Origin of the sequence: Streptomyces sp. NBC_01723 (genome assembly GCF_036246005.1) — a bacterium.
Classification (GTDB): domain Bacteria; phylum Actinomycetota; class Actinomycetes; order Streptomycetales; family Streptomycetaceae; genus Streptomyces.
In genome coordinates, this window is record NZ_CP109171.1 from 2,157,270 (window position 1) to 2,184,067 (window position 26,798).

Below are 26,798 nucleotides of genomic sequence, written 5' to 3' on the forward strand. Positions count from 1 at the left end.
GGGCGAGGACCGCGTCGCAGGAGGGATCCAGGGTCGGATGTCGGGCCCGGTCGACCCACCCGCATTCGGCCACACCAGACTTCATACGGAAGCGAGAATTCACCACCGTGACTGCTCTCACTCTCAGCACCGCAGCGGCGCCCGGCCTCCGGGCCGACGCGATCGTGATCGGTGTCGCCAAGGACACGGCGGCCAAGTCCCAGGGCCTGGTCGTCGCACCCGGCGCCGAGGCCGTGGACAAGGCGTACGACGGCCGGCTCGCCGGCGTCCTGGAGACCCTCGGTGCCTCCGGCGCCGAGGGCGAGGTGACGAAGCTGCCCGCTCCGTCCGGCTTCAAGGCACCCCTCGTGGTGGCGGTGGGTCTCGGCGCCCGGCCCGAGAAGGACGCCGCCTTCGACGCCGAGGCGCTGCGCAAGGCGGCCGGTGTCGCCGCCCGCACCCTGGCCGGCGCCAAGAAGGCCGCCTTCGCCCTCCCGCTCACCGAGGCCGCCGACGCCGGCGCCGTCGGTGAGGGAGTGCTGCTCGGCGCGTACTCCTTCGACGCCTACAAGGAGAAGGGCGCCGCCAAGGCCAGGAACGGCAAGGCCCCGCTGGCGGAGGCCACGCTGCTCGGCGGCAAGCCCCGCGACAAGGCGTACAAGGCCGCGATCGAGCGTGCCGCGGCCGTGGCCGAGGAGCTGAACCGCGCCCGCGACCTGGTCAACACCCCGCCGAACGACCTGAACCCGGAGGCGTTCGCGGCGATCGCGCAGGCCGCGGCCAAGGAGCACGGCATCAAGGTGCAGGTGCTCGACGAGAAGGCGCTGGCCAAGGGCGGCTACGGCGGCATCCTGGGCGTCGGTGCCGGGTCCGCGGCGGGTCCGCGGCTGGTGAAGCTGTCGTACACGTCGTCCAAGGCGACGAAGTCCCTGGCGTTCGTCGGCAAGGGCATCACCTACGACTCGGGCGGCATCTCGCTGAAGCCGGCCGGGCACAACGAGACGATGAAGTGCGACATGGCCGGTGCCGCCGCCGTGTTCGCCGCCGTCGTCGCCGCCGCGCGTCTGGGCCTGGAGGTCAACGTGACCGGCTGGCTGGCGCTGGCCGAGAACATGCCCTCGGGCTCGGCGACGCGCCCGGGTGACGTGCTGCGGATGTACAGCGGCAAGACGGTGGAGGTGCTCAACACCGACGCCGAGGGGCGGCTGGTGCTCGCGGACGCGCTGTGGGCGGCCTCGCAGGAGAAGCCGGACGCGATCATCGACGTGGCGACGCTGACCGGCGCGATGATGCTGGCGCTGGGCAGCCGGACGTACGGGGTCATGGCGAACGACGACGCGTTCCGCGCCGCGGTGCACGAGGCGGCGGAGGAGGTCGGCGAGCCGGCCTGGCCGATGCCGCTGCCGGAGCACCTGCGCAAGGGGATGGACTCGGCGACCGCTGACATCGCGAACATGGGTGAGCGGATGGGCGGCGGTCTGGTGGCCGGCCTCTTCCTGCGCGAGTTCGTGGGCGAGGGCATCGCCTGGGCGCACCTGGACATCGCGGGCCCGGCGTTCAACGAGAGCGGTCCCTTCGGGTACACGCCGAAGGGTGGCACGGGTACGGCGGTGCGGACGCTGGTCCGCGTGGCCGAGCTGACGGCTGCGGGTGACCTGGGCTAGGGGCGCTCGAGAGCTCGGGGGTGCGGGTGATCTTGCGACCGCGGGTCCGTCGTGGCTGGTCGCGCAGTTCCCCGCGCCCCTGGCGGCACTGTCGTGCCGTCGGCGGCAAGTGAACGTGGCTCGTCGCGCCCGCGCGGCGGAGCCGCTGTCAGACCCAGCCCCGCGCCCCTGGCGGCGTCGCTCCTCCCGCGGCCACAGGGAACGTGGGGCGTCTCACACCCCGGCCCCACGTCTCGTTCGCCTCTCACAAGTGCGAAGATGGAGCCCGGCAGGACAGGGCCCACCCAAGGGCCGAGAACAATGAGCGGCCGGACACCAGCCGCCGACCGGTCACTGGAGACCGGCGTGGCGCACATGCATGGAGGACGTGACGTGGCGAACGACGCCAGCACCGTTTTCGACCTAGTGATCCTCGGCGGTGGCAGCGGTGGTTACGCCGCGGCCCTGCGCGGGGCGCAGCTGGGCCTGGACGTCGCCCTGATCGAGAAGGGCAAGGTCGGCGGTACCTGCCTGCACAACGGCTGCATTCCTACGAAGGCCCTGCTGCACGCGGGCGAGATCGCCGACCAGGCCCGCGAGAGCGAGCAGTTCGGTGTGAAGGCCACCTTCGAGGGCATCGACATGGCGGCCGTCCACAAGTACAAGGACGACGTGATCTCGGGCCTCTACAAGGGCCTGCAGGGTCTGATCGCCTCGCGCAAGGTGACCTACATCGAGGGCGAGGGCCGGCTGTCCTCGCCGACCTCCGTGGATGTGAACGGTCAGCGGGTCCAGGGCCGGCACGTGCTGCTGGCGACCGGCTCCGTGCCGAAGTCGCTGCCCGGCCTGGACATCGACGGCGAGCGGATCATCTCGTCCGACCACGCCCTCAAGCTCGACCGCGTGCCGAAGTCCGCAATCGTGCTCGGCGGCGGCGTCATCGGCGTCGAGTTCGCCTCCGCGTGGAAGTCCTTCGGCGCCGACGTCACGATCATCGAGGGCCTCAAGCACCTCGTCCCGGTCGAGGACGAGAACAGCTCCAAGCTGCTGGAGCGCGCCTTCCGCAAGCGCGGCATCAAGTTCAACCTGGGCACCTTCTTCGAGAAGGCCGAGTACACCCAGGACGGCGTCAAGGTCACCCTCGCCGACGGCAAGGAGTTCGAGGCCGAGGTTCTGCTCGTCGCCATCGGCCGCGGCCCGGTCTCCCAGGGCCTGGGCTACGAGGAGGCCGGGGTCGCCATGGACCGCGGTTTCGTCCTCGTCGACGAGTACATGCGGACCAACGTCCCGACGGTCTCCGCCGTCGGTGACCTCGCCCCCACCCTCCAGCTCGCGCACGTCGGCTTCGCCGAGGGCATCCTGGTGGCGGAGCGGCTCGCCGGCCTGAAGACCGTCCCGGTCGACTACGACGGCGTGCCGCGGGTGACGTACTGCCACCCGGAGGTCGCCTCCGTGGGCATCACCGAGGCCAAGGCCAAGGAGATCTACGGCGCGGACAAGGTCGTCGCCCTGAAGTACAACCTGGCCGGCAACGGCAAGAGCAAGATCCTCAAGACCGCCGGCGAGATCAAGCTCGTGCAGGTCAAGGACGGTGCCGTGGTCGGCGTCCACATGGTCGGCGACCGCATGGGCGAGCAGGTCGGCGAAGCCCAGCTGATCTACAACTGGGAGGCGCTGCCGGCCGAGGTGGCCCAGCTCATCCACGCCCACCCGACGCAGAACGAGGCGATGGGCGAGGCGCACCTGGCGCTGGCCGGCAAGCCGCTGCACTCCCACGACTGACCTCCCTCGGTCATTGGGCGCGACGACACAGACTTCCGCAATTCGTAAGGAGCAACCGAAACCATGGCGGTTTCCGTAACCCTTCCGGCGCTCGGCGAGAGCGTCACCGAGGGCACCGTCACCCGTTGGCTGAAGGCCGAGGGTGAGCGCGTCGAGGCCGACGAGCCGTTGCTCGAGGTCTCGACCGACAAGGTCGACACCGAGATCCCGGCGCCCGCGTCGGGCGTGCTGTCCTCCATCAAGGTCGCCGAGGACGAGACCGTCGAGGTCGGCGCCGAGCTGGCGCTGATCGACGACGGCACCGGTGCCCCGGCCGCCGAGCAGGCCCCGCAGGCCGAGCAGGCCGCCGAGCCCGCCCCCGAGCCCGCCGCTGCCGCCCCGTCCACCGAGCAGGCCGCCCCGGCGCCCGCGCCGAGCGCCGAGCAGTCCGGCGGCGGCTCCGCCGAGGGCACGGACGTCGTCCTGCCCGCGCTCGGCGAGTCCGTCACCGAGGGCACCGTCACCCGCTGGCTGAAGTCGGTCGGTGACAGCGTCGAGGCCGACGAGCCGCTGCTCGAGGTGTCCACCGACAAGGTCGACACCGAGATCCCCGCCCCCGCGTCCGGCACCCTGCTGGAGATCGTGGTCGGCGAGGACGAGACCGCCGAGGTCGGCGCCAAGCTCGCCGTCATCGGCGAGGCGGGTGCCGCTCCGGCCGCCGCCCCCGCCCAGGAGGCCCCGGCCCAGGAGGCCCCGGCCCAGCCCGAGCCCACCCCGGCTCCGGCTCCGGCTCCGGCTCCCGCGCAGGCCGCCCCGGCTCCGGCCGCTCCGGCCCCGCAGGCGCCCCCGGCTCCCGCCCCGCAGCCGGCCGCCCCGGCTCCGGCTCCCGCGCAGGCCGCCCCGGCCGCCGCCCAGCCGGCGGACGACGGCGCCTACGTCACCCCGCTGGTGCGCAAGCTCGCCGCCGAGAACGGCGTCGACCTGTCCACCGTCAAGGGCACCGGCGTCGGCGGCCGCATCCGCAAGCAGGACGTCATCGCCGCCGCCGAGGCCGCGAAGGCCGCCGCTCCGGCGCCCGCCGCCGCGACCGGAGGTCCTGCCACCGCCGCGAAGAAGGCCCCCACCCTGGAGGCCTCCCCGCTGCGCGGCCAGACCGTCAAGATGCCCCGCATCCGCAAGGTCATCGGCGACAACATGGTCAAGGCTCTGCACGAGCAGGCCCAGCTGTCGTCGGTCGTCGAGGTCGACGTCACCCGCCTGATGAAGCTGCGCGGCCGGGCCAAGGACGCGTTCGCGGCCCGTGAGGGCGTCAAGCTCTCGCCGATGCCGTTCTTCGTCCGGGCCGCCGCCCAGGCGCTGAAGGCGCACGCACCGATCAACGCCAAGATCAACGAGGCCGAGGGGACCATCACCTACTTCGACACCGAGAACATCGGTATCGCGGTGGACTCCGAGAAGGGCCTGATGACCCCGGTCATCAAGAACGCCGGTGACCTCAACCTGGCCGGCATCGCCAAGGCGACCGCCGACCTGGCGGGCAAGGTGCGGGCCAGCAAGATCAGCCCGGACGAGCTGGCCGGTGCGACCTTCACCATCAGCAACACCGGTTCGCGCGGCGCGCTGTTCGACACGATCATCGTGCCGCCGGGCCAGGTCGCCATCCTCGGCATCGGTGCCACGGTCAAGCGTCCGGCCGTCATCGAGACGGAGGACGGCCCGGTCATCGGCGTCCGCGACATGACGTACCTGACCCTGTCCTACGACCACCGCCTGGTGGACGGCGCCGACGCCGCCCGCTACCTGACGGCGGTCAAGGCGATCCTGGAGGCCGGCGAGTTCGAGGTCGAGCTCGGCCTGTAATCCCTCGCCAGTGGGCCTGTACGGTGCCCCCGCCCGGAATCCCTCCGGGCGGGGGCATCGCCGTGTTCCGGGCTGGGAACGCTGTGTAAGTCTCGTCTCACCTGCGCCGAAGCGCCCCCGTGCACCCTTCCCGCCCGCCGCGACGGCCGTATTGTCTAAACGTCAAACGCCCCAGGGGCCGAAGGGGCCCCTCCCGAAGGAGCTCCCATGACCGCGCCCGTCGTCCACTCGCTGCGCGAACAGATCCGCGAGCACATCCTGGAAGGGATCATCAGCGGGCGCTGGCAGCCGGGCGAGCGGATCGTGGAGCGCCGGATCGCCACCGAGCTGGAGGTCAGCCAGACGCCGGTGCGGGAGGCGCTGCGGGAGCTGGAGTCGCTGCGGCTGATCGAGTCGGCGCCGAACAAGGGCGTGCGGGTGCGGAACCTGACCGCCGCCGACCTGGAGGAGAGCTACCCGGTCCGGGCCGGCCTGGAGGCGATCGCGGCGGAGCTGGCGGCGGAGCGGCTGGCCGTGGACTGTTCGGCCCTGGAGCCGCACGTGGCGGCACTGTACGAGGCCGACCGGGGCGCCGACGGCACCGCGCAGGTGCGGCACACGGTGGGCTTCCACCGGGAGCTGGTCCGCGCCGCGGGCAACTCGGTACTGCTGCACACGTGGGAGGGCCTGGGCATCGAGGTCTTCACGGCGCTGTCGATACGGTGGCTGGGGACGGTGCAGCAGTCGTACGCGGAGGAGCACGACGAGCTGGTGGCGGCCTTCCGCCGCCGGGACCCCCGCATCCCGGAGATCGTCAAGTCCCACGTCCTGGGCTGCGCTCCCCGGGCGTAGTCTCTCGCCCCCGCCGCCCCTACCCTTCCCGTCCCTGAGGGCTGCGCCCCCAGACCCCCCGTTTCGCGCAGTTCCCCGCGCCCCTGAAGGGGCGCGGGGAACTGCGCGATCAGCCACGACGGCCCCCGCACCCGCCACTCGGCCGCACCCCCCGAGCTCATCCGCGCCCACCCGCTCTCACCTGCACGAATCCCCCGACGGCACCGTCACTCCGTGCCATCGCCGAAGGCACCCCGTGCCGACTTTCTCGTAATCAAGAGGTTTTGCCCCTCAACCCTTTGATCGATCATCGATCAGGGAGTTACAGTCACGGACGGGCTTCCACCCGAGCCCCACGCCCTGTCCTGCCAAAGACCTAGGGCACCCCGAACCCTTGCCGATGAGGGAACCCCCTTCGACTGAGGAAGGCGGCGACATGACCGACCCCAAAGCCATCCAGCCGAGCGAGCTCGACCAGCTCCCGGACCGCGACCCCGAGGAGACCGCCGAGTGGCAGGCCTCCCTGGACGCCGTCACCAAGGCGGCCGGGCCGCACCGTGCCGCGTACCTGATGCGCCGCACGCTGGAGCGCGCCGAGGGCGCCGGCCTGGCGCTGCCGAAGCTGCTGGAGACGGACTACGTCAACTCCATCCCGACCGCCGACGAGCCCGCTGTGGACGGCGACGAGGACCTGGAGCAGCGGATCACCGCCTGGAACCGCTGGAACGCGGCCGCCATGGTGACCCGCGGCAGCAAGCACGGCGTCGGCGGCCACATCGCCACCTTCGCCTCCGCGGCCTGGCTGTACGAGACCGGCTTCAACCACTTCTTCAAGGGCAAGGAGGGTGACGGCTCCGGCGACCAGCTCTACGTCCAGGGCCACGCCTCCCCCGGCATCTACGCCCGTGCCTTCCTCGACGGCCGGCTGACCGAGGACCACCTCGACAACTTCCGGCGCGAGGCCGGCGGCAACGGACTGCCTTCGTACCCGCACCCGCGCCGCCTGCCCTGGCTGTGGGAGTTCCCCACCGTCTCCATGGGCCTCGGCCCGATCTCCGCGATCTACCAGGCGCGGTTCAACCGCTACCTGACCAGCCGCGGCATCAAGGACCTGACCAACTCCCACGTGTGGGCGTTCCTCGGCGACGGCGAGATGGACGAGCCGGAGTCCACCACCGCGCTCACCCTCGCCTCCCGCGAGGGCCTGGACAACCTGACCTTCGTCATCAACTGCAACCTGCAGCGCCTCGACGGTCCGGTCCGCGCCAACTTCAAGATCGTGCAGGAGCTGGAGGCCCAGTTCCGCGGCGCCGGCTGGAACGTCGTCAAGAGCCTGTGGGGCACGGCGTGGGACGAGCTGTTCCAGCTCGACACGAACGGCGCGCTCGTACGCCGCCTGCGCGAGGTACCCGACGCGCAGGTGCAGACGTACCAGACGCGCGACGCCGCCTACATCCGCGAGGACTTCTTCGGCAAGGACCCGGAGCTCGCCGCGATGGCGAAGCTGCTGTCCGACGACAAGATCCTCGAGTGTTTCCACTACTCGCGCGGTGGCCACGAGTCCCGCAAGGTCTACGCCGCCTACCGGGCCGCGCTCGCCCACAAGGGCGCGCCGACCGTGATCCTGGCCCAGACGGTCAAGGGCCACACCCTCGGCACCGGCTTCGCCTCCAAGAACGCCAACCACCAGATGAAGAAGCTCTCGGTGGACGAGTTCAAGGACATGCGCGACCTGCTCGGCCTGCCGATCAAGGACAGCGACTTCGTCGACGGCGTGGTCCCCTACGGCCACCCCGGCGCCGACTCCCCCGAGGTCCGCTACCTCCAGGAGCGCCGCGCCGCCCTCGGCGGTCCGGCCCCGGCCCGCCGCGTGCACCCGGTCGCGCCGCTGCCCGCGCCCGCCGAGAAGGCGTTCGCCTCCTTCGACAAGGGTTCCGGCTCGCAGAGCGTGGCCACCACCATGGCCTTCGTCCGCCTGGTCAAGGACCTGGTCCGCGACAAGGAGACCGGCAAGCGCTGGGTGCCGATCGTCCCCGACGAGGCGCGCACCTTCGGCATGGAGAGCCTCTTCCCGTCCCTCGGGATCTACTCCCCCAAGGGCCAGACGTACGAGCCGGTCGACCGCGACCAGCTGATGTACTACAAGGAGGCCAAGAACGGCCAGATCCTCAACGAGGGGATCACCGAGGCCGGTTCGATGGCCGACTTCATCGCCGCGTCGACGTCGTACGCGACGCACGGCGAGACGATGATCCCGTTCTACATCTTCTACTCGATGTTCGGCTGGCAGCGCACGGCCGACCAGATGTGGCAGCTCGGCGACCAGCTCGGCCGCGGCTTCCTGGTCGGCGCCACGGCCGGCCGGACCACGCTGACCGGTGAGGGCCTCCAGCACGCGGACGGCCACTCGCCGGCGATCGCGGCGACCAACCCGGCCGCGATGACGTACGACCCGGCCTTCGCGTACGAGGTCGCGGCGATCGTCAAGGACGGTCTGCGCCGGATGTACGGCGAGGCGGCCCCGGGCGAGGACCCGAACGTCTTCTACTACCTGACCGTCTACAACGAGCCGATGCCGCAGCCGGCCAAGCCGTCCGGCGCCGGTGTGGACGAGGGCATCGTCAAGGGCCTGTACCGCTTCAACACGGCGGAGTCGGCGGGCCTGACCCCGGCGGCGAACGCCCCGCGGCTCCAGCTTCTGTCCTCCGGTACGGCGATCCACTGGGCGCTCAAGGCGCAGCGGCTGCTCGCCGAGGAGTGGGGCGTGGCCGCCGACGTGTGGTCCGCGACCTCCTGGACGGAGCTGCGCCGGGACGCGATGGACGCCGACGCGGCGCTGCTGCGCGGCGAGGAGCGGGTGCCGTACGTCCGCCGGGCGCTCCAGGGCGCCGAGGGCCCGGTCCTCGCGGTCTCCGACTACATGCGCCAGGTCCCGGACCAGATCGCGCAGTGGGTCGAGCAGGACTACTCGTCGCTCGGTGCCGACGGCTTCGGCCTCTCGGACACCCGTGACGCCGCCCGCCGGCACTTCGGTGTCGACGCCGAGTCCATCGTGGTCGCGGCCCTGGCCCAGCTCGCCCGGCGCGGCGAGGTCAAGGCGACGGCCGTGAAGGAGGCGCGCGAGCGCTACGGCCTGTAAGGCCGGGCATGACCCGAGGAGGCCCCCGCCGCGGCGGGGGCCTCCTGCATGATGTGGGGATGCGCGCTGCCCGCCTCATCAAGATGGTGCTGCTCCTCCAGTCCCGCCCGGCCATGACCGCCGCCGAGCTGGCCCGGGAGCTGGAGGTCTCCGAGCGGACCGTGACGCGGGACGCGCAGGCGCTGTCGGAGGCCGGGGTCCCGGTGTACGCCGAACGCGGGCGGGCCGGGGGCTACCGGCTGATCGGCGGCTACCGGACGCGGCTGACCGGGCTGGCCCGGGGCGAGGCCGAGGCGCTGTTCCTGTCCGGGGTGCCGGGCGCGCTGCGCGAGATGGGCCTGGAGGACGCGGCCTCGGCGGCCCGGCTGAAGGTGTCGGCGGCACTGCTCCCGTCGCTGCGGGACGCCTCCCGTACCGCGGCGCAGCGCTTCCATCTGGACGCGCCGAACTGGTTCCGGGAGCCCCGCACGCCCGAGCTGCTGCCGGCGGTCGCGGACGCGGTCTGGGACGACCGGCGGATCACGGCGCGCTACCGGCGTGCGCAGGACGAGGTGGTCCGGGAGCTGGAGCCGTACGGGCTCGTGCTGAAGGCGGGCGTCTGGTACCTGTGCGCACGGGTCGCGCGGGAGGCGGACGGCGGGCCGTACCGGGTGTACCGGATCGACCGGTTCACGGCGGTGGAGCCGGGCGAGGAGCGTTTCGCGCGGGACGACGACTTCGACCTGCCCGCGTTCTGGGCGGAGCGGGCCGAGCAGTTCGCGCGGTCCATCCTGCGGGCGCGGGTCGTGGTGCGGCTGTCGGAGCGGGGCGTGCGCGGACTCCCGTACGCGGTGGACGCCCTGTCGGCCCGGGAGGCGCTGGCGGCGGCCGAGGGGCCGGACGCGGACGGGTGGGTGACGGTGACGCTGCCGGTGGAGTCGGAGGAGGTCGCGCACACCCAGCTGACGGGGCTGGGTGCGGAGGTGGAGGTGCTGGCGCCGGAGGGGCTGCGGGACCGGTTCGCCCGGGACGCCCGGCGGCTCGCCGGCCTGTACGCCGGTGCGGGGCAGGACGGCGCCTGACGGTTCCCGCCGATTCCCGCATAACGATCCGCCGCACTCCACGTGCGTGGCACCCCCGCAGGGACGATGCTGGACCCGTGATGGACGAGACGGAGTTCTGGGAGCTGATCGACGCCGCCCGGCAGGGCGCCGACGGCGATCCCGAGGACCAGGCCGACCTGCTGGTGGACCGGCTCCTCACGATGGACCCGGACCTGGTGCTCGACTTCGCCCGCCACTTCGAGGCCCGCTACAACCGCGCCTGCACCTGGGACCTGTGGGGCGCGGCGTGGGTGCTGCTGGGCGGTGCCAGCGACGACGCGTTCGACTTCTTCCGCTGCTGGCTGATCGGCCAGGGCCGGGAGGTGTACGAGGGCGCGGTGCACGAACCCGACTCGCTCGCCGAGCTGCTGGACGACTTCGACGAGGAGCTGGACGGCGACGGGGAGGAGCTGGGCTACGCGGCCGACGAGGCCTACGAGCAGCTCACCGGCACCGTCGCCCCCGACCTCGGCATCGCCCCCGCCCCCGCGGAGCCCCTGGGCACCGCGATCGACCTGGAGAGCAACCAGGCCCTCGCCGCACGCCTGCCCCGCCTGTGGGAGCGGTTCGGCCCGGAGTGACCCCGCGGCGTCCGCTGAGCCCGTGAGGCCGCGAGTCAGGCCGTGCGGCCCTGGAGACGGGCCGCCGTCCGGCGGATTTCCGGGAGGCGGTCCGAGAGGGCGGCGCCCGGGCAGCTGGTCTGGTAGCCGTCGTCGTGGCCCGCGACGGCGGGCAGGGTCGCCGTGGCGCCCGCGGCGTAGCGGCTGAGCCCGTTGCTGGAGACCAGGGCGACCTTCGCGCGCGGGTCGGTGTCGGTCTCACCGAGCTTCCAGGCGGCCACGGCGGCGATCGCGTCGGTCAGCGCGTCCGGCACGGGCACGCCCGCGGTGAAGGTGCCGAGGGCGGCGATGCCGGTGGTGCGGTGGTTGAAGCCCTGGGTGTGGGCGCCGGTGACGGGGCGGTCGGCACCGCCGGCGCGGCCCTCGTAGACGGTGCCACAGCGGTCGACGATGAAGTTGTAGCCGATGTCGTCCCAGTCCCGGGCGCCGGTCTGGCCCATGTACACGCCTCGCAGGATGGCCGGTACGTCGGCGCAGTCGTAGCCGTTCGGCGTGTCCGTGTGGTGGACGAAGACGGCGAGGATCTTGTCGTCGTAGCGCGGGGCGGGCTGGTCGCGGGCGGCCCCGCCCAGCCAGGCCGACCTGGGCACGATGGCCGGCCGGGGCGCGGAGTGCCGGTCGGCGGCGACGGGACTGGTCTGCGTGGTCGCCGCCTGTTCGACCCCGTTGGCGCAGAGGAACAGCGCGGCGACGGCGGCCAGGCCGGGCAGCGCGCCGAGCACCGCCCGCAGCGCACGCGGCATCCCGGCCGCACCGGGGGTGGAGGCGCGGGCGGCACCCGGTGCGGGAACGGCACGCCGATCCCGGGCCCCGCGCGGTCGGAGGGGACGCATGGTCCCACTGTCCGGCGGATCGGGTCCGCCCGCGATGTGTGCTGTGCCACCTGGTGGAACCATCGTCCCGGTCCACGACGTTTTCCGGTTGATCGCACATGCTCGCTCGGGTGACCGTTTCCGGTCGGTCGCGCGGCAGAGTCTGATCATCGGGGCCGTACGGCACGTACTGAGGGTTCCCGGGGTCCGGTGGTGGAAAGGCGGCTCGCGTGGACCTGCTCGACGTTCTGCTGGTGCTGGTGGTGTTGGCCTACGCCGCGTCCGGGTACCGGCGCGGCCTGGTGGCCGGCTGTGTCTCGCTGGCCGGTTTCGTGGGCGGTGCGGCGCTCGGCGTGTGGATCCTGCCCTGGGTCACGGATCTCGTGACGCCGGGCTCGACGTCGACGACGGTGCTCGCGGTGGTCACCGTGCTGCTGCCGGCGATCGTGGTCCACGAGCTCGCGGGGCGGCTGGCGCTGCGGCTGCGCCGGGAGCTGGACGCCGGCCCGCTCAGGGTGGCCGACGGGGTCGGCGGAGCGGCGGCGAACGCGGTGGCGGCGCTGATCGTGGCATGGGTGGCGGCCAGCGTGCTCGCGGCGTCCTCGTCCTCGCTGCTCACCTCGGCGATCCGGGACTCGACGCTGCTGGGCGCCGTACAGCGGGCGATGCCGGACACCACGCCCGCGTGGTTCTCGGGGGCGACGTCCGCGCTGACCGAGGCCGGGTTCCCGCAGGTCTTCAACCCGTTCGAGAACGAGGCGACGGCGCGGGTCGCCGAGCCCTCCGGGGACAGCGTGACGCCGGCCGCGACCCGGGCGGCCCAGCGCAGCACGGTGAAGGTGGAGGGCGTCACGGGCACCCAGGGCCGGGAGGGCAGCGGCTTCGTCTTCGCGCCGGAGCGGGTGATGACCAACGCCCACGTGGTGGCCGGCATCGACGACCCGACGGTGCGGATCGGCGGGGTGGGCCCGTCGTACGAGGCCCGCGTGGTGCTGTTCGACCCGGGCAAGGACGTGGCCGTGCTGTACGTCCGGGACCTGTCCGCGCCCGTCCTGCGGTTCGACGACGACGCGGAGCGCGGGGACCCCGCGGTGGTGGCGGGCTATCCGCAGGACGGCGACCTGGACCTGCGGGCGGCGACGGTGGCGAACCGGATGCGGGCGACCGGGCAGAACATCTACAGCGACGCGAACGTCACCCGGGAGATCTACTCGATCCGCTCCACGGTCCGCCCCGGCAACTCGGGCGGACCGCTGCTGACCACCGACGGCCGCGTGTACGGCGTGGTGTTCGCCCGCTCCACCTCCGACGCGGGGACCGGCTACGTGCTGACGGCGGCCGAGGTGGCCGCCGACGCGGAGCGTGCCGCGGACGCGACGGAGGCGGTGGACACGGGCGAACCGGTCACGTCGTGACCGGCGACGGCTCCCGCTCGGTCAGGAAGCGGCCCATCGTCACGTCGTCGACGTAGGCGCCGCCGAGGTAGAACTCCTCGGGCTGCACCCCCTCGACGACGAAGCCCTCGGACTCGTAGAGCTTCCGGGCGGCCGTGTTGTGGCCGAGGACGCGCAGGGTGATGCGGCGGGCGCCGAGGCGGCGGGCCTCCTCGACGGCGGCGCGGACCAGCGCGCGGCCGACGCCGCTCCCGCGGGCCGTGTCGGCGACGGCGAGGCCGCGGATCTGGCGTACGTGGGAGTTGGCTTCCAGTCCCGTGGGGAAGCCGAGGCGGACGTAGCCGACGACGGCGCCGTCGACTTCGGCGACGAGGTGGTCGCCGGGGCCCGCGTGCGGGCGGAAGAAGGGGTCGTCCGGTCCCGGCGGGGGTGAGACGGCGTGCAGGAGCGACCAGGTGTCGCGGTCGAGCCGGCGCAGCGGCTCCTCGTCGTCGGACCTGGCGGGACGTATGTGCGGAGCTGGCATGACGGTCACTGTACGACGCGGACGCGGGCACCGGTCCGCCCATTTTTCCGGTCCACCCGGCAGGATGGGCGCATGGACTTGGAACGTTCCCGCATCGTGGTGGCCGGCGCGTCCGGTCTCATCGGCAGCGCCCTGGTGCGGTCCCTGACCGCGGACGGACACGAGGTGGTGCGGCTGGTACGCCGTACGCCCCGCGGCGCGGACGAGGTCCGCTGGGACCCGGAGAACGGGCGGGTGGACGCGGCCGGGCTCGCGGGCTGCGACGCCGTGGTCAACCTGGCCGGCGCCGGGGTGGGCGACCGCCGCTGGACCGACGCGTACAAGACACGCATCCGCAGCAGCCGCGTACACGGCACGACGGCGCTCGCCGAGGCCGTCGCGGCGATGGAACGGCCGCCGCGGGTCTTCGTGAACGGCAGCGCGATCGGCTACTACGGCGAGACCGGCGACCGGGCGGTGGACGAGAGCGCGCCCGCCGGTGAGGGTTTCCTGCCGGCCCTGTGCGTGGAGTGGGAGGCCGCGGCGGCGCCCGCCCAGGAGGCGGGCGTACGGACCGTCTTCACCCGGACGGGGCTGGTCGTCTCCGGCGGCGGCGGGGCCTGGGGGCGGCTCTTCCCGCTGTTCAAGGCCGGGCTCGGCGGACGGCTGGGCGACGGGTCCCAGTACTGGTCCTTCGTGGCGCTGCACGACGAGGTGGCGGCGATCCGGCACCTGCTGGACCACGAAAACCTGTCGGGACCGTTCAACCTGACGGCCCCGCAGCCGCTGACGAACCGTGAGATCACCGTGGCCATGGGCCGGGTGCTGCACCGCCCGACGCCCTTCCCGGTGCCCGCGCCGGTACTGCGCGCCGCGCTCGGCGAGATGGCCGGCGACGTCCTGGGCAGCGCCCGGGTCCTGCCGGCCCGCCTCCAGGAATCGGGGTTCCGGTTCGCGTTCCCGGAGATCGACGGGGCGATCCGGGCGGCGCTGTGAGGTGCGGATGTGACCACTCCGCGCCGCTATGCGACCGCCGTGCGACCGTGCCCTGTCCCTGCGCGACTCCTCTTGACGATTTCTGGACCTAACCTCGTCTCGAACTCGGGTATCCCTCAAGGCGGTTGGGGGCATGACGTCTCCAGCGGCCGCGCAACCTCGAGGAGGGGCACGTGCTTGAGCCCGCGTACCAGGCGGACGTCGTCGTCGTGGGGGCCGGCATCGCCGGACTCGCCGCGGCGCATCGGCTGACCAGCGCAGGAGTGACGACCACGGTCCTGGAGGCCGCCCATGCGGTGGGCGGCAGGCAGGCGACCGAGAAGGTCGACGGATTCCGGCTCGACAGAATCGGACAGCTGCTGTCCACGGCCTGTCCCGAACTGCGCCGCGCCCCCGGGCTCGACGGCCTCGCGCTGCTGCCCTTCGCCCCCGGGGTCCTGCTGCACAGCGAGGGCCGGCACCACCGCGCGGGCGCCCCGGCGGGTGTACGGGGCGCAAGGGGCGCACTCCATGCGGTGCGCGCCCTCGCGAGCGCCCCTCGGTCGATCCCCGCGCCCCGGCGCACGGTCGGCTCTCCTAGGGCGTACGGCAGGCCCGCGCCCACGCCCCGCGTCCGGGCCGGCGCGCCGCTCGGTACCGCCGTCGACCAGGCCCGGCTCGGCGCCGCGCTGTCGCGGCTCGCGAGCACCCCGGTGGAACGGCTGCTGGCCCGCCCGGAGCTGCCCGCCGCCCGGGCACTGGCCGCGCGCGGAGTGCCCGCACGGACGGTGGACGGCTTCCTGCGTCCGCTGCTCGCCGCCCTGCTGTGCGACCCGGACCTCACGACCTCCAGCCGGTGCGCGGACCTCGCGCTGCGCGCCTTCGCCGCCGGGCGGCTGGCTCTGCCCGAGGGCGGCGCCGAGGCTCTGCCCGAGCACCTGGCCCGCTCGCTGCCGCCGGGCACCGTGCACACCGGCGTCCGGGTCACCTCGGTCGCCACCAACGCCGTGACCACCGCGGAGCACGGGGTCATCCGCTGCCGTGCCGTCCTGGTGGCGACGGACGCCCGCGCGGCGGCCGCGCTGCTGCCGGGACTGCGGGTGCCGGACTTCCATCCCGTGACGGTGGTGCACCACACCACCGACGAACCCCCGACGACCGGTACGTCCCTGCTGCTCGACGCCGACCGGGGCGGTCCGGTCGCCCACACGGCGGTGGTCAGCCACGTGGACCCGACCAGGGCACCGGCCGGTCGCGCCCTGGTCTCCTCGACGGTCCTCGGCCCGGCCCCGTCCGACGTGGACACCGCCGTCCGCATCCACCTGTCCCGCCTCTACGGCACCTCCACCACCCGCTGGGAGACCCTCGCCGTGCACCACACGCCCGAGGCGGTCCCCGCGATGCGCCCCCCGCACGACCCACGCCGCCCCGTCAGGCTCCTGGCCGGCCTCTACGTCTGCGGCGACCACCGCGACACCAGCACCGTCCAGGGCGCCCTGCACTCGGGCCACCGCGCCTCGGCGGCCATCCTGACGGACCTGGGCGCGGGCCGGCCGATGCACTCGGCGGAGTCCGTGGGGTCGGCGCGCGCGGCGTAGGGCCTGTCCGGTCGGACAGGCCCCTATGGCCGGGTGGTCAGCTCAGCGCGGCGACCTTGTCGCGATACCCGCGTGCCGGGGCCGCGTCCCGGTACGGCTCCAGGCGGCGTTCGAAGTCGCGGACGTACTCCGCGGCCCGGACCGAGCGCATCTCGGCCGCCTGCCCGGCCGCCTCGGCGGCCAGCTGGCAGGCCTGGTCGAGTTCACCGAGGCCGAGGCGGGCGGTGGCCAGGACCACCCGGCAGAACAGCCGGCTGCGGGCGTAGACGGGGGCGCGCAGTTGCAGTGAGCGTTCCGCGTGCTGGGCGGCGGCGCGGAACTGCTGGAGGTCGCGGTGGCAGTGGCCGAACTCGTCGGCGAGCTGTGCCTCGTCGAAGAAGCGCGCCCAGTGCGGCACCTCGTCGCCCGGCCGCGCGGTCTCCAGCGCCCGCTCGGCCCGCACCAGGGCGGCGGTGCACGCCCGCACCTCGCCGAGCAGACCGTGCGCCCGCGCCTCGGCGGCGTGCAGCAGCGTCTGCACCACCGGCGGCGCGGAGGTCCCGACGCCCTGCTGAGCCACCCGCGCGAGCTGCACGGCCTCGCGCCCGTGGCCCAGGTAGACGGCCTGGCGGCTCATCGTGACCAGCACGTACGAGCCGTACGCCCGGTCGCCCGCCGCCTGCGACAGCCGCAGCGCCTGCACGAAGTAGCGCTGGGCGAGGCCGTGGGCGGCGATGTCGTACGACGTCCAGCCCGCGAGCCGGGTGAGGTCCGCGGCGGCGGCGAACAGGCGCCGGCCGGTCTGCTCGCCGTAGGTGCCGCGCAGCATCGGCTCCAGCTCGTGCTCCAGGTACCGCACCAGCGCCTGCCTGGCGTGCCCGCCGCCGTACCGGTCGTCCAGGCTGCGGAACAGCTCGCCGACCGAGCGCAGTGCGGCGAGGTCGCCGCCGGTGACCTTCTGGCCGGGGCCGCGGTCGGCCGGGGCCCTGCGCCGGGACGGTTCGAGGGGAATGGCCGGGAGCCGGGGCGTCGCCGGGCGGCCCTGCGCCGGGATACGGAGGGGCACCTCGGCACGGGCCACCCTCTCGTCGGCGCGGCCGATCAGCCAGTCCCGGCTGGGCACGACGAGCCCGGCCGGGGTGAAGGCGATCTTCCGCAGTTCCGCGTGGCTGCCGGAGTCCTTGCGCCACAGGCCGCCGACGATGTCGACGGCCTCGTCGGGGCTCCCGGCGAACTCCAGCCCGGCGTAGACCGGCGCGCAGGCGTCCAGGCCGAGGTCCTGGGCGGTGAGGCGGCGGCCCAGGCGGCGGGTGAAGACCTCGGCGATCAGCGCCGGGGTGGTGCCGCGGGGCTGCTGGCCGCGCAGCCACCGGGTGACGGACGTCTTGTCGTATCTCAGGTCCAGGCCGTGTTCGAGTCCGAGCTGGTCGACGCGACGCGCGAGACCCGCGTTCGAAAACCCCGCTTCGGCGATGAGCGCGGCGAGCTGGCGGTTGGGAGTGCGCTGCGCGGGTCGTTCCGTCATGGTGCGGTGCGGTCTCCTGCCTTCCGGGCCGATATGCCCGGAGCGCCTGTGAGCAGCCATTATGGCCTCGTGAACGGCGTGAATGTAGCGGAGAGTAAGCACCCGATCGCAGGCTTCGCGTGGCATTCATCCGATCGTGTGAGGATTGCCCGCCCGGCTGACGGCGAGCGGGCGGTCGTACAGTGGCTTGGGCACGGTTCGTGCCTGACGACCTTCCAGGGAGGCACTTGCCGTGAGTGAGCTGCGGTTCGTCCGAATGGGGTTCGATGCCGAACGCGTCGAGTACCAGGAGGCGTGGGACGAGCAGCGCCGGGTGCACGCCGCGCGGTTCGCCGACGAGGTCCCCGACACCGTGCTGCTCCTCGAACACCCGCCGGTCTACACCGCCGGCCGGCGCACCGAGGAGAGCGAGCGCCCGCTGGACGGGACGCCCGTGATCGACGTGGACCGCGGCGGCAAGATCACCTGGCACGGGCCGGGCCAGCTGGTCGGCTACCCGATCCAGAAGCTCCCGCGCCCGGTGGACGTGGTGGCGCACGTACGGCGCCTCGAGGAGGCCCTGATCCGCACCTGCGCGGAGTTCGGCCTGAAGACCACCCGGATCGAGGGCCGCAGCGGGGTGTGGGTGCTCGGCGACGCGGTCGAGCACCGCCCGGCGCTCGGCGGCCTCTCCCTGGACTTCGACCCCCGTCTGACGGACGACGAGTTCGACCCCCGCATGAACGGGCCCGAGTACGCCCCGTCCAACGCCGGCCAGCGCCGCGAGGACCGCAAGATCGCCGCGATCGGCATCCGGGTCGCCAAGGGCGTCACCATGCACGGTTTCGCGCTGAACGTGAACCCCGACAACAAGTGGTTCGACCGGATCATCCCGTGCGGCATCCGCGACGCGGGCGTCGCCTCCCTGGCGGGCGAACTCGGCCGCGACGTGACCATCGAGGAGGTCCTCCCGGTGACGGAGCGCCACCTGCGGGACGTCCTGGAGAACGCCGACCTCAAGCCCCGGGTGATCGAGAAGGCGCCGGCGGCATGAATCCGGTGCCGGGGGCATAAATCCAGCCCGTCCGGCGTTGGGGGACGAGGCGGTTCAGGCCGGAAGCGGGGGCCTGGGGGCGGCAGCCCTCGGCAGGCCAGCACCCTCGCCGGGCATTCAAATCAACGGGCGTACGCTTAAAGGCGCCGAAGAATCAAACGCTAGGGAGCCGGTCGTGTCCGCAGTCGCACCCGACGGACGCAAGATGCTGCGCCTGGAGGTCCGCAACAGCCAGACCCCCATCGAGCGCAAGCCCGAGTGGATCAAGACCCGGGCGAAAATGGGCCCCGAGTACACGAAGATGCAGAACCTCGTGAAGGGCGAGGGCCTGCACACGGTCTGCCAGGAAGCCGGCTGTCCCAACATCTACGAGTGCTGGGAGGACCGCGAGGCGACCTTCCTCATCGGCGGCGACCAGTGCACTAGGCGCTGCGACTTCTGCCAGATCGACACCGGCAAGCCCGAGGCGCTCGACCGCGACGAGCCCCGCCGCGTCGGCGAGTCCGTGGTCACCATGGACCTGAACTACGCCACCATCACCGGCGTCGCCCGTGACGACCTGCCCGACGGCGGCGCCTGGCTGTACGCCGAGACCGTGCGCCAGATCCACCAGCAGACGGCGGAGCGCGAGGCCGGCCGCACCAAGGTCGAGCTGCTCGCCCCCGACTTCAACGCGGTGCCGGAACTGCTGCGCGAGGTCTTCGACTCCCGCCCCGAGGTCTTCGCGCACAACGTCGAGACCGTCCCGCGGATCTTCAAGCGCATCCGCCCGGGCTTCCGCTACGAGCGTTCGCTGAAGGTGCTCACCGACGCCCGTGACTACGGCCTGGTCACCAAGTCCAACCTGATCCTCGGCATGGGCGAGACCCGCGAGGAGGTCAGCGAGGCACTGAAGCAGCTGCACGGGGCCGGCTGCGAGCTGATCACCATCACGCAGTACCTGCGCCCCTCGGTGCGCCACCACCCCGTGGAGCGCTGGGTCAAGCCGCACGAGTTCGTGGAGCTGAAGGAGGAGGCCGAGCAGATCGGCTTCTCCGGTGTGATGTCCGGCCCGCTGGTCCGGTCCTCCTACCGGGCGGGGCGGCTCTACGGCATGGCCATGGAGCAGCGTCACTCCGCCACCGTGTGAATTCACGCACAAGGCCCTACTCGCCAGTAATGGCCGAGATTCCGCGGCCCCGACCGTCCTCGCAGATGAGGACACCGGTCGGGGCCGCGCCCGTTCCGGGGCCCGGCATCACGGCTTCACGTCCGTTTGACCGGCGGGTCACGCCCTGGTAACACCAGTCAGTGACCCTGGAATCACACCACGTACACCCGTCTCCGTACCCGGAGCCGTACCGAGGGGGGACCTCCACCATGCAGGCCGCACCCGTTCGCCCCACCGCCGTCCGCGCCACCGCCATCCCGTCGTTCACCACCGCGCTGCGGGCCGTCGAGTCGCTGCTGATGAGCAGCGGCCAGCGCACCGCCCGGCGCAACGCCTGGACCTCCGTGCTGGAGGACCGCCGCCGCGCCAAGGAGCGCATCGAGACGGAGCGGGTGCTCGGTCAGTCCGTCGTCGGCCGCCCCTGAACCTCGCCCGGCCTCTCCTCCCCGCCCCCCGCCGGACACTGCCGTCGTCGGCGCTTTCGGGGCCACGTAGACTTCGTGCCATGGCGAGGAAGGAACCGGCAGCGGACGCTGCGAATCCAGGGCGACTGAAGCAGATCGCTCTGACCTACAAGATGACCCGCAAGGCCGACAAGAAGATCGGTCTTGTGCTCGCGGGTGTCGGCATCGTCGTCTTCGGTGTCTTCCTGGCGATCGGTTTCCTGGTCGGTCACCCCATCTATCTCGGCATCCTGGGCGTGCTGCTCGCCTTCCTCGCGACGGCGATCGTCTTCGGGCGCCGGGCCGAGCGGGCGGCCTTCGGCCAGATGGAGGGACAGCCGGGTGCCGCGGCGGCCGTGCTGGACAACATCGGCCGGGGCTGGAGCACCACCCCCGCAGTGGCGATGAACCGCAACCAGGACGTCGTGCACCGCGCGGTCGGCAAGGCCGGCATCGTGCTGGTCGCCGAGGGCAACCCGAACCGGGTGAAGTCCCTGCTCGCGGCCGAGAAGCGCAAGATGAACCGCATCGTCGCCGACGTGCCCGTGCACGACCTGCTGGTGGGCACCGGCGAGGGCCAGGTCGAGCTGAAGAAGCTGCGCACGACCATGCTCAAGCTCCCCCGCGTCCTGTCCGGCCCGCAGGTCACCGTGACCAACGACCGGCTGCGCGCGCTGGGCGACCTGATGAGCAACATGCCGCTGCCCAAGGGCCCGATGCCCAAGGGCATGCGCATGCCCCGCGGCGGCAACCCGAGGCAGCGCTGATCCCGTAGGACCTCCCGCAGGACTTTGACTTTGAGACGCCGGTACGGCGACGGGGCGCCCGATTCGATTCGGGCGCCCCGTCGCCGTACCGGCGTCGTCGCGTGGGTCAGATGCGGATCTCCACGGTGCGCGCCAGCCTGTCGTGCAGGCCGCGGCCGTCGCGGTCCCAGATCAGCGCCGGAAGGGCGAGGCACAGCAGGACCGAGCGGAGCAGGGCGCGCACCGGGCTGGGGCGGCCGGTGGCCAGGTCGACCACGCGCAGGCCGAGGAGGCGCTTGCCCGGGGTGAAGCCGACCGTGCCGACGGTCAGCACGCTGAGCACGAAGAAGATCAGCAGGGCCCAGTTGCCGGTCGCCTGGTCGTAGCCGTCCGTGATCAGGCCGTATGCGATCAGGAGGCACAGGGCCCAGTCGACGGCCAGGGCGCCGATGCGCCTGCCCGGGCGGGCGATCGAGCCCGGTCCCTCCTCGGGCAGACCGAGCTGCTCCCCCCGGTATCCGAGGTCGGCGCCGGACTCTTCGATGGCCGCGCGCGGCCCGGAAAGCCACGATCCGATTGCTTGCCTGTTGTCCACCCGAACACGGTACTGCGCCCGTATACGTACCGGGGACGGCGGGGTGTGGCGGGCCCCGATCGGACCTAGGCTGGATGCGGAGCCGGTTAACTTCTGCGAAACAAACGGGTCACGTTAGAGAAATCACCCGTCCCTAGGGTCGAGGAAGCGTGTGCCACCCGCACTGGCCGCACGAACGATCTACCACCCCGGCGGGACGGTCGGGAGTAGGAGGAGCTGGATGTTCCAGAACGCCGACGACGCCAAGAAGTACATCGCGGACGAGGACGTCAAGTTCGTCGACGTCCGGTTCTGCGACCTGCCGGGCGTCATGCAGCACTTCACGTTGCCCGCCGAGGCGTTCGACCCCGACGACGAGCAGGCCTTCGACGGATCCTCGATCCGCGGCTTCCAGGCCATCCACGAGTCGGACATGTCCCTGCGCCCGGACCTGTCCACCGCGCGCATCGACCCGTTCCGCCGGGACAAGACGCTCAACATCAACTTCTTCATCCACGACCCGATCACAGGCGAGCAGTACTCCCGCGACCCGCGGAACGTGGCGAAGAAGGCCGAGGCCTACCTCGCCTCCACCGGCATCGCCGACACGGCGTTCTTCGGCCCGGAGGCGGAGTTCTACGTCTTCGACTCCGTCCGCTTCGCCACCAGCGCGAACGAGTCCTTCTACCACATCGACTCCGAGGCCGGCGCCTGGAACACCGGCGCCCTGGAGGACAACCGCGGGTACAAGGTCCGCTACAAGGGCGGCTACTTCCCGGTCCCGCCGGTCGACCACTTCGCCGACCTGCGCGCCGAGATCTCCCTGGAGCTGGAGCGGTCCGGCCTGAAGGTCGAGCGCCAGCACCACGAGGTGGGCACCGCCGGCCAGGCGGAGATCAACTACAAGTTCAACACGCTGCTCGCCGCGGCCGACGACCTCCAGCTCTTCAAGTACATCGTGAAGAACGTGGCCTGGAAGAACGGCAAGACGGCGACCTTCATGCCGAAGCCGATCTTCGGTGACAACGGCTCGGGCATGCACGTCCACCAGTCGCTGTGGTCGGGCGGCGAGCCGCTCTTCTACGACGAGCAGGGCTACGCCGGCCTGTCCGACACCGCCCGCTACTACATCGGCGGCATCCTGCGGCACGCCCCGTCGCTGCTGGCCTTCACCAACCCGACGGTGAACTCCTACCACCGCCTGGTCCCGGGCTTCGAGGCGCCGATCAACCTGGTGTACTCGCAGCGCAACCGCTCCGCCGCGATGCGTATCCCGATCACCGGCTCGAACCCGAAGGCCAAGCGCGTCGAGTTCCGCGCCCCGGACTCCTCCGGCAACCCGTACCTGGCCTTCTCGGCCCTGCTGCTCGCGGGCCTGGACGGCATCAAGAACAAGATCGAGCCGGCCGAGCCGATCGACAAGGACCTCTACGAGCTGGCTCCCGAGGAGCACGCCAACGTGGCCCAGGTCCCGACCTCCCTCGGCGCCGTCCTCGACCGCCTGGAGGGCGACCACGAGTTCCTCCTCCAGGGCGACGTCTTCACGCCGGACCTGATCGAGACGTGGATCGACTACAAGCGGGCGAACGAGATCGCCCCGCTGCAGCTGCGTCCGCACCCGCACGAGTTCGAGCTGTACTTCGACGTGTGATCGACTCGACGGCCGAGCCGTCCGGCGCCCCCGTCCCCCGTTCTCCGGGGGGCGGGGGCGCCTTCGTCCGTGGCCGAAAACCCTTCACAGCGCGGACCGGGGCCGGAATCATGTCCAGTGACACGATTGTTCGAGTCGGGTTCGGATCAGGGGGACGGGGAGAGTGCCGGAGATGGCTGAGCGGGACGACGAGGAGCGCGAGTTCGACCTCCGGTGGGCGGACGGCGCCGAGCACAAGGAGCCCTCCGCGCGCGCCCGGATGCTCGCCGCGCGCTGGAAGGAGAACCCTCCCGGACCGGTCCCGTTCCGCGGCGACCCCGACCACGTGGGCTCGCCGCGCCGGTCGTCCTGGGTGTCCACCGTCATCGTGCTCGGCTGCGTGGCCGCGGTGATCGTCCTGCTGGGGTACATCAACTTCCGGGTGCCCTAGGGGCTGCGCGTTCGGGCGCGGGCCGTTGTCAGTGGGTCCGGGCAGGATGGGCGTACGCGGACGCTGCACGGACGGGCGGAGGGCCAGGCATGGGTGACGGCGGGCGGCGGCACATCGGGGCGGCGGAGCGGCGGGGCCGGCTGGCCCTGCGGCAGCGGCTGACCGCGTCGGCGCGCGCGGCGAGCCCGGAGGAGGTCGCCGCCGCTCTGGTCGCGCTGCACGGCACGGACCCCGCCACCGTGCACCTGGCCGTGGGCGCACGGCTGACGGACGCGGCGAAGACCGTGGGCGCGACGGAACGGGCGTTGTACGAGGACGGGACGCTGGTCCGGATGCACGGCATGCGGCACACCGTGTTCGTGTTCCCGGCGGAGCTGACCGCGGTCGTGCACGCCTCGACCGGCCGCACCGTCGCCGCCCGGGAGCGGGCCGCGCTGCTCAAGGACATGGCCGGGGCCGGGGCGCCGGACGCGGCCTGGCTGGCGGAGGTCGAGGAGTCGGCCCTGTCCGCGCTGGCCCGGCGCGGCCAGGCCACGGCTGCCGAGCTGGCCCGGGACGAGCCGCGCCTGAAGGAGCGGTTCGTGTACGCGGCCGGGAAGAGCTACGAGGGCGTGCACACCGTCTCCACCCGCCTGCTGAGGGTGCTGGGCGTGGAGGGCAAGGTCGTCCGGGGCCGTCCGCTGGGGTCGTGGACGTCCAGCCAGTTCCGCTGGGCGCCGGCGCCCGAGCATCCCGAGCTGGATCCGGGCGAGGCGCAGGCGGAGCTGTTGCGCCGGTGGCTGGCGGCGTGCGGGCCCGCGACCGAGGACGACCTCAAGTGGTGGACGGGGTGGCGGGTGACGGAGGTGCGCCGGGCGCTGGCCGCGATCGGGGCTGAGGCGGTGGCGCTGGACGAGGGCACGGGGTACGTCGCCGCCGGTGACGCCGGTCCGGTGTCCGGCCCGGCCGAGCCGTGGGCGGCGCTGCTGCCCGGCCTCGACCCGACGGCGATGGGCTGGCGGGAGCGGGACTGGTACCTCGCTCCCGAGCTGCGGCCGGCGCTGTTCGACAGAAGCGGGAACGTGGGGCCGACGGTGTGGTGGAACGGCCGCGTGATCGGCGGCTGGGCCCAGCGGCCCGACGGCGAGATCGTCTGGCGGGTGCTCGACGGCGCGGGGGTCGGCCGCGAGGCGGAGTCCGCGATCCGGGCGGAGGCGGAGCGGCTGGGTTCGTGGGTGGGCACGACCCGGATCACACCGCGCTTCAGGACACCGCTGGAGCGGGAGCTGTCGGCGTAGTTCCGGGCAACCTCAGCCCGTCCGGCGTTCGACGACGAGGCCGTTCAGGCCGAGGCGGGGGTCTGGGGGCGGCAGCCCCCAGGGACGGCAACGACGACGCCGGGCACCGCACAACGGACGGCACCCGGCGCCAGGCTCACCGCGAGTACCGCATCAACGCCCGCACCATGTGGCACGTGGTGTCCGACGGCGGATGAACCCCGATCGTCAGCGCAGCGCTCCGTATCCTCTCGTTGCGCGCCTGGTTCGGCAGGTAGACGCCGGAGTCGAGCAGGGCGATGGCGAGCCGCATCGCCTTGAGCCGGCGGTTGTGCGTGACGTACCACTCGCGGGGGCGGCCGGCCGGCAGCGGACGCTTCTCCACGGGTGCGTACGGGAGGTCGAGCTGGACGGGCCGCTTGGCGGTGGACTGGGTGGGCAACGGCTTCGACTTCAGTGCGGCAGCGGGCACGGGCATCCTCCTGTCGCGGTCAGGGCGCCGTCCGGACCACCCGGCGACACCCTCGAACACTGCTTCTATTTTACCGCCCCCCACTGACAAAAGCCCCTGGCCACAAGGGCTTTCGGGGTTGCTGTGACGGACGGGGAGAACGGGTTTCGGAAGCCCTCGGCTACCGTGTCCGGCATGGAGATCTGGATCAATCCGGCCTGCTCGAAGTGCCGCAGCGCGCTCAGCCTGCTCGACGCCGAGGGCACCGACTACACCGTCCGCCGCTACCTGGAGGACGTACCGACCGAGGACGAGATCCGTCAGGTGCTCGTCCGTCTCGGCCTCGAGCCCTGGGACATCACCCGCACCCAGGAGGCCGCGGCCAGGGAACTGGGCCTGAAGGACTGGCCCCGTGATGAGGCGTCACGCGACCGCTGGATCACCGCGCTCGCCGGGCACCCCAAGCTGATCCAGCGCCCGATCATCACGGCGACCGACGGAACGGCCGTGGTGGGCCGCACCGACGAGGCGGTGCGTGACGCGCTGGCGCACGAACAGGGCGGCCTGTGACGCAGGTTACGTGCGCGAATCGGCGTGACTGCTGAGTAACCGCGTTCGGTATCTCGTACATAGCGGCGTACGCTCCCCTATCTCTTCAGGAGGCGCGCATGTCGCGCAGGAGAACTCTCGGCACGAAGAAGAAGATCGCGCTGCTGGTCAGTGCCGCGGCGGTGGCGGGTGGCGGGGCCTTCATGATGGCGAACGCCTCGAACGCCGCGCCGACCGACCAGAACGCGCAGACCAAGTCCGCGCAGGACTCGACCGTCTGCCAGGGGCTGGCCACGGCGCTCGGCAACAACCAGCGGTTCATCGAGGGCCAGCGGGCCAATCCCGACGCGCAGTCCGAGGCCCGGATCGCCAACCGCGAGGCCGTCGTCGCGGAGATCGAGCGCAAGCAGGAGGCCTCGGGATGCACCGCCGGGGAGTCGGCTCAGGACTCCCAGGCGACGCAGCCCCCGCCGGCCGGGCAGGACGCGGGCCAGGAGGCGGGCGAGGGAGCCGGGCAGGACGCCGGCCAGCAGGCCGGGGAGGAACAGGCCGGGGAGCAGGCGGGCGGTGGCGCGCAGGCGGGTGAGCAGGTGTGCAACGGCTCCACCGTCACCCTCTCCGGCGAGGGCGGCGAACCCGCCGCCTCCAGCAACCAGTTCCCCGTGGGCACCCAGCTCAAGGTGACCAACCTCGACAACGGCAAGTCCACCACGGTGGAGGTGAACTCGGCCTCGGGCAGCTGCGCGCTGCTGAACAACGCCGCGTTCGAACAGGTCCGGGAGGAGGGCAAGTTCCTGATCCGGCGGGCGCTGATCGAGAAGGTCGGGTGAGGC

At 72.5% G+C, this 26,798-nt stretch carries 24 protein-coding genes; 19 read left to right on the plus strand and 5 right to left on the minus strand.

What is annotated here, in order from left to right; all coding sequences use genetic code 11:
* The first annotated feature begins 107 nt into the window (after nt 1-107).
* From OIE75_RS10230 to OIE75_RS10260, 7 genes are all read left to right on the plus strand, one after another.
* On the plus strand, nt 108-1,643 hold the full coding sequence (locus OIE75_RS10230) for a leucyl aminopeptidase (protein WP_329470425.1): 1,536 nt from the start codon (nt 108-110) through the stop codon (nt 1,641-1,643).
* Between the two features lie 372 nt (nt 1,644-2,015).
* Complete coding sequence (lpdA, locus tag OIE75_RS10235; RefSeq protein ID WP_185832718.1) at nt 2,016-3,404, plus strand: dihydrolipoyl dehydrogenase; 1,389 nt, start codon at nt 2,016-2,018, stop codon at nt 3,402-3,404.
* A 63-nt stretch (nt 3,405-3,467) separates the two neighbouring features.
* Complete coding sequence (sucB, locus tag OIE75_RS10240) at nt 3,468-5,243, plus strand: 2-oxoglutarate dehydrogenase, E2 component, dihydrolipoamide succinyltransferase (protein WP_307011514.1); 1,776 nt, start codon at nt 3,468-3,470, stop codon at nt 5,241-5,243.
* 207 nt (nt 5,244-5,450) lie between these two features.
* Nucleotides 5,451-6,074 carry a GntR family transcriptional regulator gene (locus OIE75_RS10245; RefSeq protein ID WP_307011515.1) on the plus strand — a complete coding sequence of 208 codons (624 nt, stop codon included), beginning with the start codon at nt 5,451-5,453 and terminating at the stop codon, nt 6,072-6,074.
* A gap of 415 nt (nt 6,075-6,489) precedes the next feature.
* Nucleotides 6,490-9,192: a pyruvate dehydrogenase (acetyl-transferring), homodimeric type gene (gene aceE, locus OIE75_RS10250; RefSeq protein WP_329470426.1), complete on the plus strand. Its 2,703-nt coding sequence runs from the start codon at nt 6,490-6,492 to the stop codon at nt 9,190-9,192.
* A 59-nt stretch (nt 9,193-9,251) separates the two neighbouring features.
* The gene (locus OIE75_RS10255; RefSeq protein WP_307011518.1) at nt 9,252-10,253 is read left to right on the plus strand and encodes a helix-turn-helix transcriptional regulator; all 1,002 of its coding nucleotides are present in this window, start codon (nt 9,252-9,254) and stop codon (nt 10,251-10,253) included.
* A gap of 80 nt (nt 10,254-10,333) precedes the next feature.
* Complete coding sequence (locus OIE75_RS10260) at nt 10,334-10,855, plus strand: DUF4240 domain-containing protein (protein WP_307017859.1); 522 nt, start codon at nt 10,334-10,336, stop codon at nt 10,853-10,855.
* 35 nt (nt 10,856-10,890) lie between these two features.
* Here the strand turns inward: OIE75_RS10260 and OIE75_RS10265 are convergent, their stop codons facing one another.
* A complete protein-coding gene (locus OIE75_RS10265) occupies nt 10,891-11,727 on the minus strand; it encodes a peptidoglycan recognition protein family protein (RefSeq protein WP_443078324.1) in 837 nt (278 codons plus the stop codon).
* Nucleotides 11,728-11,936: 209 nt separating this feature from the next.
* Here OIE75_RS10265 and OIE75_RS10270 point away from each other — a divergent pair, with 209 nt between their 5' ends.
* Nucleotides 11,937-13,121, plus strand: a complete 1,185-nt coding sequence (locus OIE75_RS10270) for a MarP family serine protease (RefSeq protein WP_329470429.1) — start codon at nt 11,937-11,939, stop codon at nt 13,119-13,121.
* Here OIE75_RS10270 and OIE75_RS10275 read toward each other — a convergent pair.
* Nucleotides 13,111-13,626, minus strand: coding sequence for a GNAT family N-acetyltransferase (locus OIE75_RS10275; protein ID WP_307011523.1), 516 nt, complete (start codon nt 13,624-13,626; stop codon nt 13,111-13,113). The genes OIE75_RS10270 and OIE75_RS10275 overlap by 11 nt on opposite strands.
* Nucleotides 13,627-13,698: 72 nt before the next feature.
* Here OIE75_RS10275 and OIE75_RS10280 point away from each other — a divergent pair, with 72 nt between their 5' ends.
* Together OIE75_RS10280 and OIE75_RS10285 are read left to right on the plus strand one after the other, a co-directional pair.
* On the plus strand, nt 13,699-14,601 hold the full coding sequence (locus OIE75_RS10280; RefSeq protein ID WP_307011524.1) for a TIGR01777 family oxidoreductase: 903 nt from the start codon (nt 13,699-13,701) through the stop codon (nt 14,599-14,601).
* 173 nt (nt 14,602-14,774) lie between these two features.
* Nucleotides 14,775-16,178, plus strand: a complete 1,404-nt coding sequence (locus tag OIE75_RS10285) for an NAD(P)/FAD-dependent oxidoreductase (protein WP_307011526.1) — start codon at nt 14,775-14,777, stop codon at nt 16,176-16,178.
* Between the two features lie 37 nt (nt 16,179-16,215).
* On the opposite strand, the gene OIE75_RS10290 is transcribed toward OIE75_RS10285, so the two are convergent.
* Nucleotides 16,216-17,682, minus strand: coding sequence for a regulator (locus OIE75_RS10290; protein WP_307011528.1), 1,467 nt, complete (start codon nt 17,680-17,682; stop codon nt 16,216-16,218).
* Nucleotides 17,683-17,914: 232 nt separating this feature from the next.
* Here OIE75_RS10290 and lipB point away from each other — a divergent pair, with 232 nt between their 5' ends.
* From lipB to OIE75_RS10310, 4 genes are all read left to right on the plus strand, one after another.
* Nucleotides 17,915-18,715 carry a lipoyl(octanoyl) transferase LipB gene (lipB, locus tag OIE75_RS10295; protein ID WP_329470431.1) on the plus strand — a complete coding sequence of 267 codons (801 nt, stop codon included), beginning with the start codon at nt 17,915-17,917 and terminating at the stop codon, nt 18,713-18,715.
* A 175-nt stretch (nt 18,716-18,890) separates the two neighbouring features.
* Entirely contained in the window at nt 18,891-19,844 is a 954-nt protein-coding gene (gene lipA / locus OIE75_RS10300; protein WP_122620489.1) for a lipoyl synthase, read from the plus strand.
* A 230-nt stretch (nt 19,845-20,074) separates the two neighbouring features.
* Nucleotides 20,075-20,290, plus strand: coding sequence for an SCO2195 family GlnR-regulated protein (locus OIE75_RS10305; RefSeq protein WP_122620488.1), 216 nt, complete (start codon nt 20,075-20,077; stop codon nt 20,288-20,290).
* Nucleotides 20,291-20,370: 80 nt separating this feature from the next.
* On the plus strand, nt 20,371-21,075 hold the full coding sequence (locus tag OIE75_RS10310) for a DUF4191 domain-containing protein (protein ID WP_307011533.1): 705 nt from the start codon (nt 20,371-20,373) through the stop codon (nt 21,073-21,075).
* A gap of 106 nt (nt 21,076-21,181) precedes the next feature.
* On the opposite strand, the gene OIE75_RS10315 is transcribed toward OIE75_RS10310, so the two are convergent.
* Nucleotides 21,182-21,649, minus strand: a complete 468-nt coding sequence (locus OIE75_RS10315) for an RDD family protein (RefSeq protein ID WP_122620486.1) — start codon at nt 21,647-21,649, stop codon at nt 21,182-21,184.
* 220 nt (nt 21,650-21,869) lie between these two features.
* Here OIE75_RS10315 and glnA point away from each other — a divergent pair, with 220 nt between their 5' ends.
* From glnA to OIE75_RS10330, 3 genes are all read left to right on the plus strand, one after another.
* Nucleotides 21,870-23,279 carry a type I glutamate--ammonia ligase gene (gene glnA, locus OIE75_RS10320; RefSeq protein ID WP_122620485.1) on the plus strand — a complete coding sequence of 470 codons (1,410 nt, stop codon included), beginning with the start codon at nt 21,870-21,872 and terminating at the stop codon, nt 23,277-23,279.
* Between the two features lie 172 nt (nt 23,280-23,451).
* Nucleotides 23,452-23,709 (plus strand): SCO2583/SCO2584 N-terminal domain-containing protein, encoded by a 258-nt coding sequence (locus tag OIE75_RS10325; RefSeq protein WP_307011536.1) that lies wholly within the window; start codon nt 23,452-23,454, stop codon nt 23,707-23,709.
* Nucleotides 23,710-23,798: 89 nt separating this feature from the next.
* Nucleotides 23,799-24,986, plus strand: a complete 1,188-nt coding sequence (locus tag OIE75_RS10330) for a winged helix DNA-binding domain-containing protein (protein WP_307011537.1) — start codon at nt 23,799-23,801, stop codon at nt 24,984-24,986.
* A 136-nt stretch (nt 24,987-25,122) separates the two neighbouring features.
* Here OIE75_RS10330 and OIE75_RS10335 read toward each other — a convergent pair whose 3' ends face one another.
* Nucleotides 25,123-25,437 carry a hypothetical protein gene (locus tag OIE75_RS10335; protein ID WP_125492994.1) on the minus strand — a complete coding sequence of 105 codons (315 nt, stop codon included), beginning with the start codon at nt 25,435-25,437 and terminating at the stop codon, nt 25,123-25,125.
* Nucleotides 25,438-25,611: 174 nt separating this feature from the next.
* Between OIE75_RS10335 and OIE75_RS10340 the strand changes: the two genes are divergently transcribed.
* A complete protein-coding gene (locus tag OIE75_RS10340; RefSeq protein ID WP_329470433.1) occupies nt 25,612-25,986 on the plus strand; it encodes an arsenate reductase family protein in 375 nt (124 codons plus the stop codon).
* 98 nt (nt 25,987-26,084) lie between these two features.
* Entirely contained in the window at nt 26,085-26,795 is a 711-nt protein-coding gene (locus OIE75_RS10345; protein WP_329470434.1) for a hypothetical protein, read from the plus strand.
* The last annotated feature ends 3 nt before the right edge of the window (nt 26,796-26,798 follow it).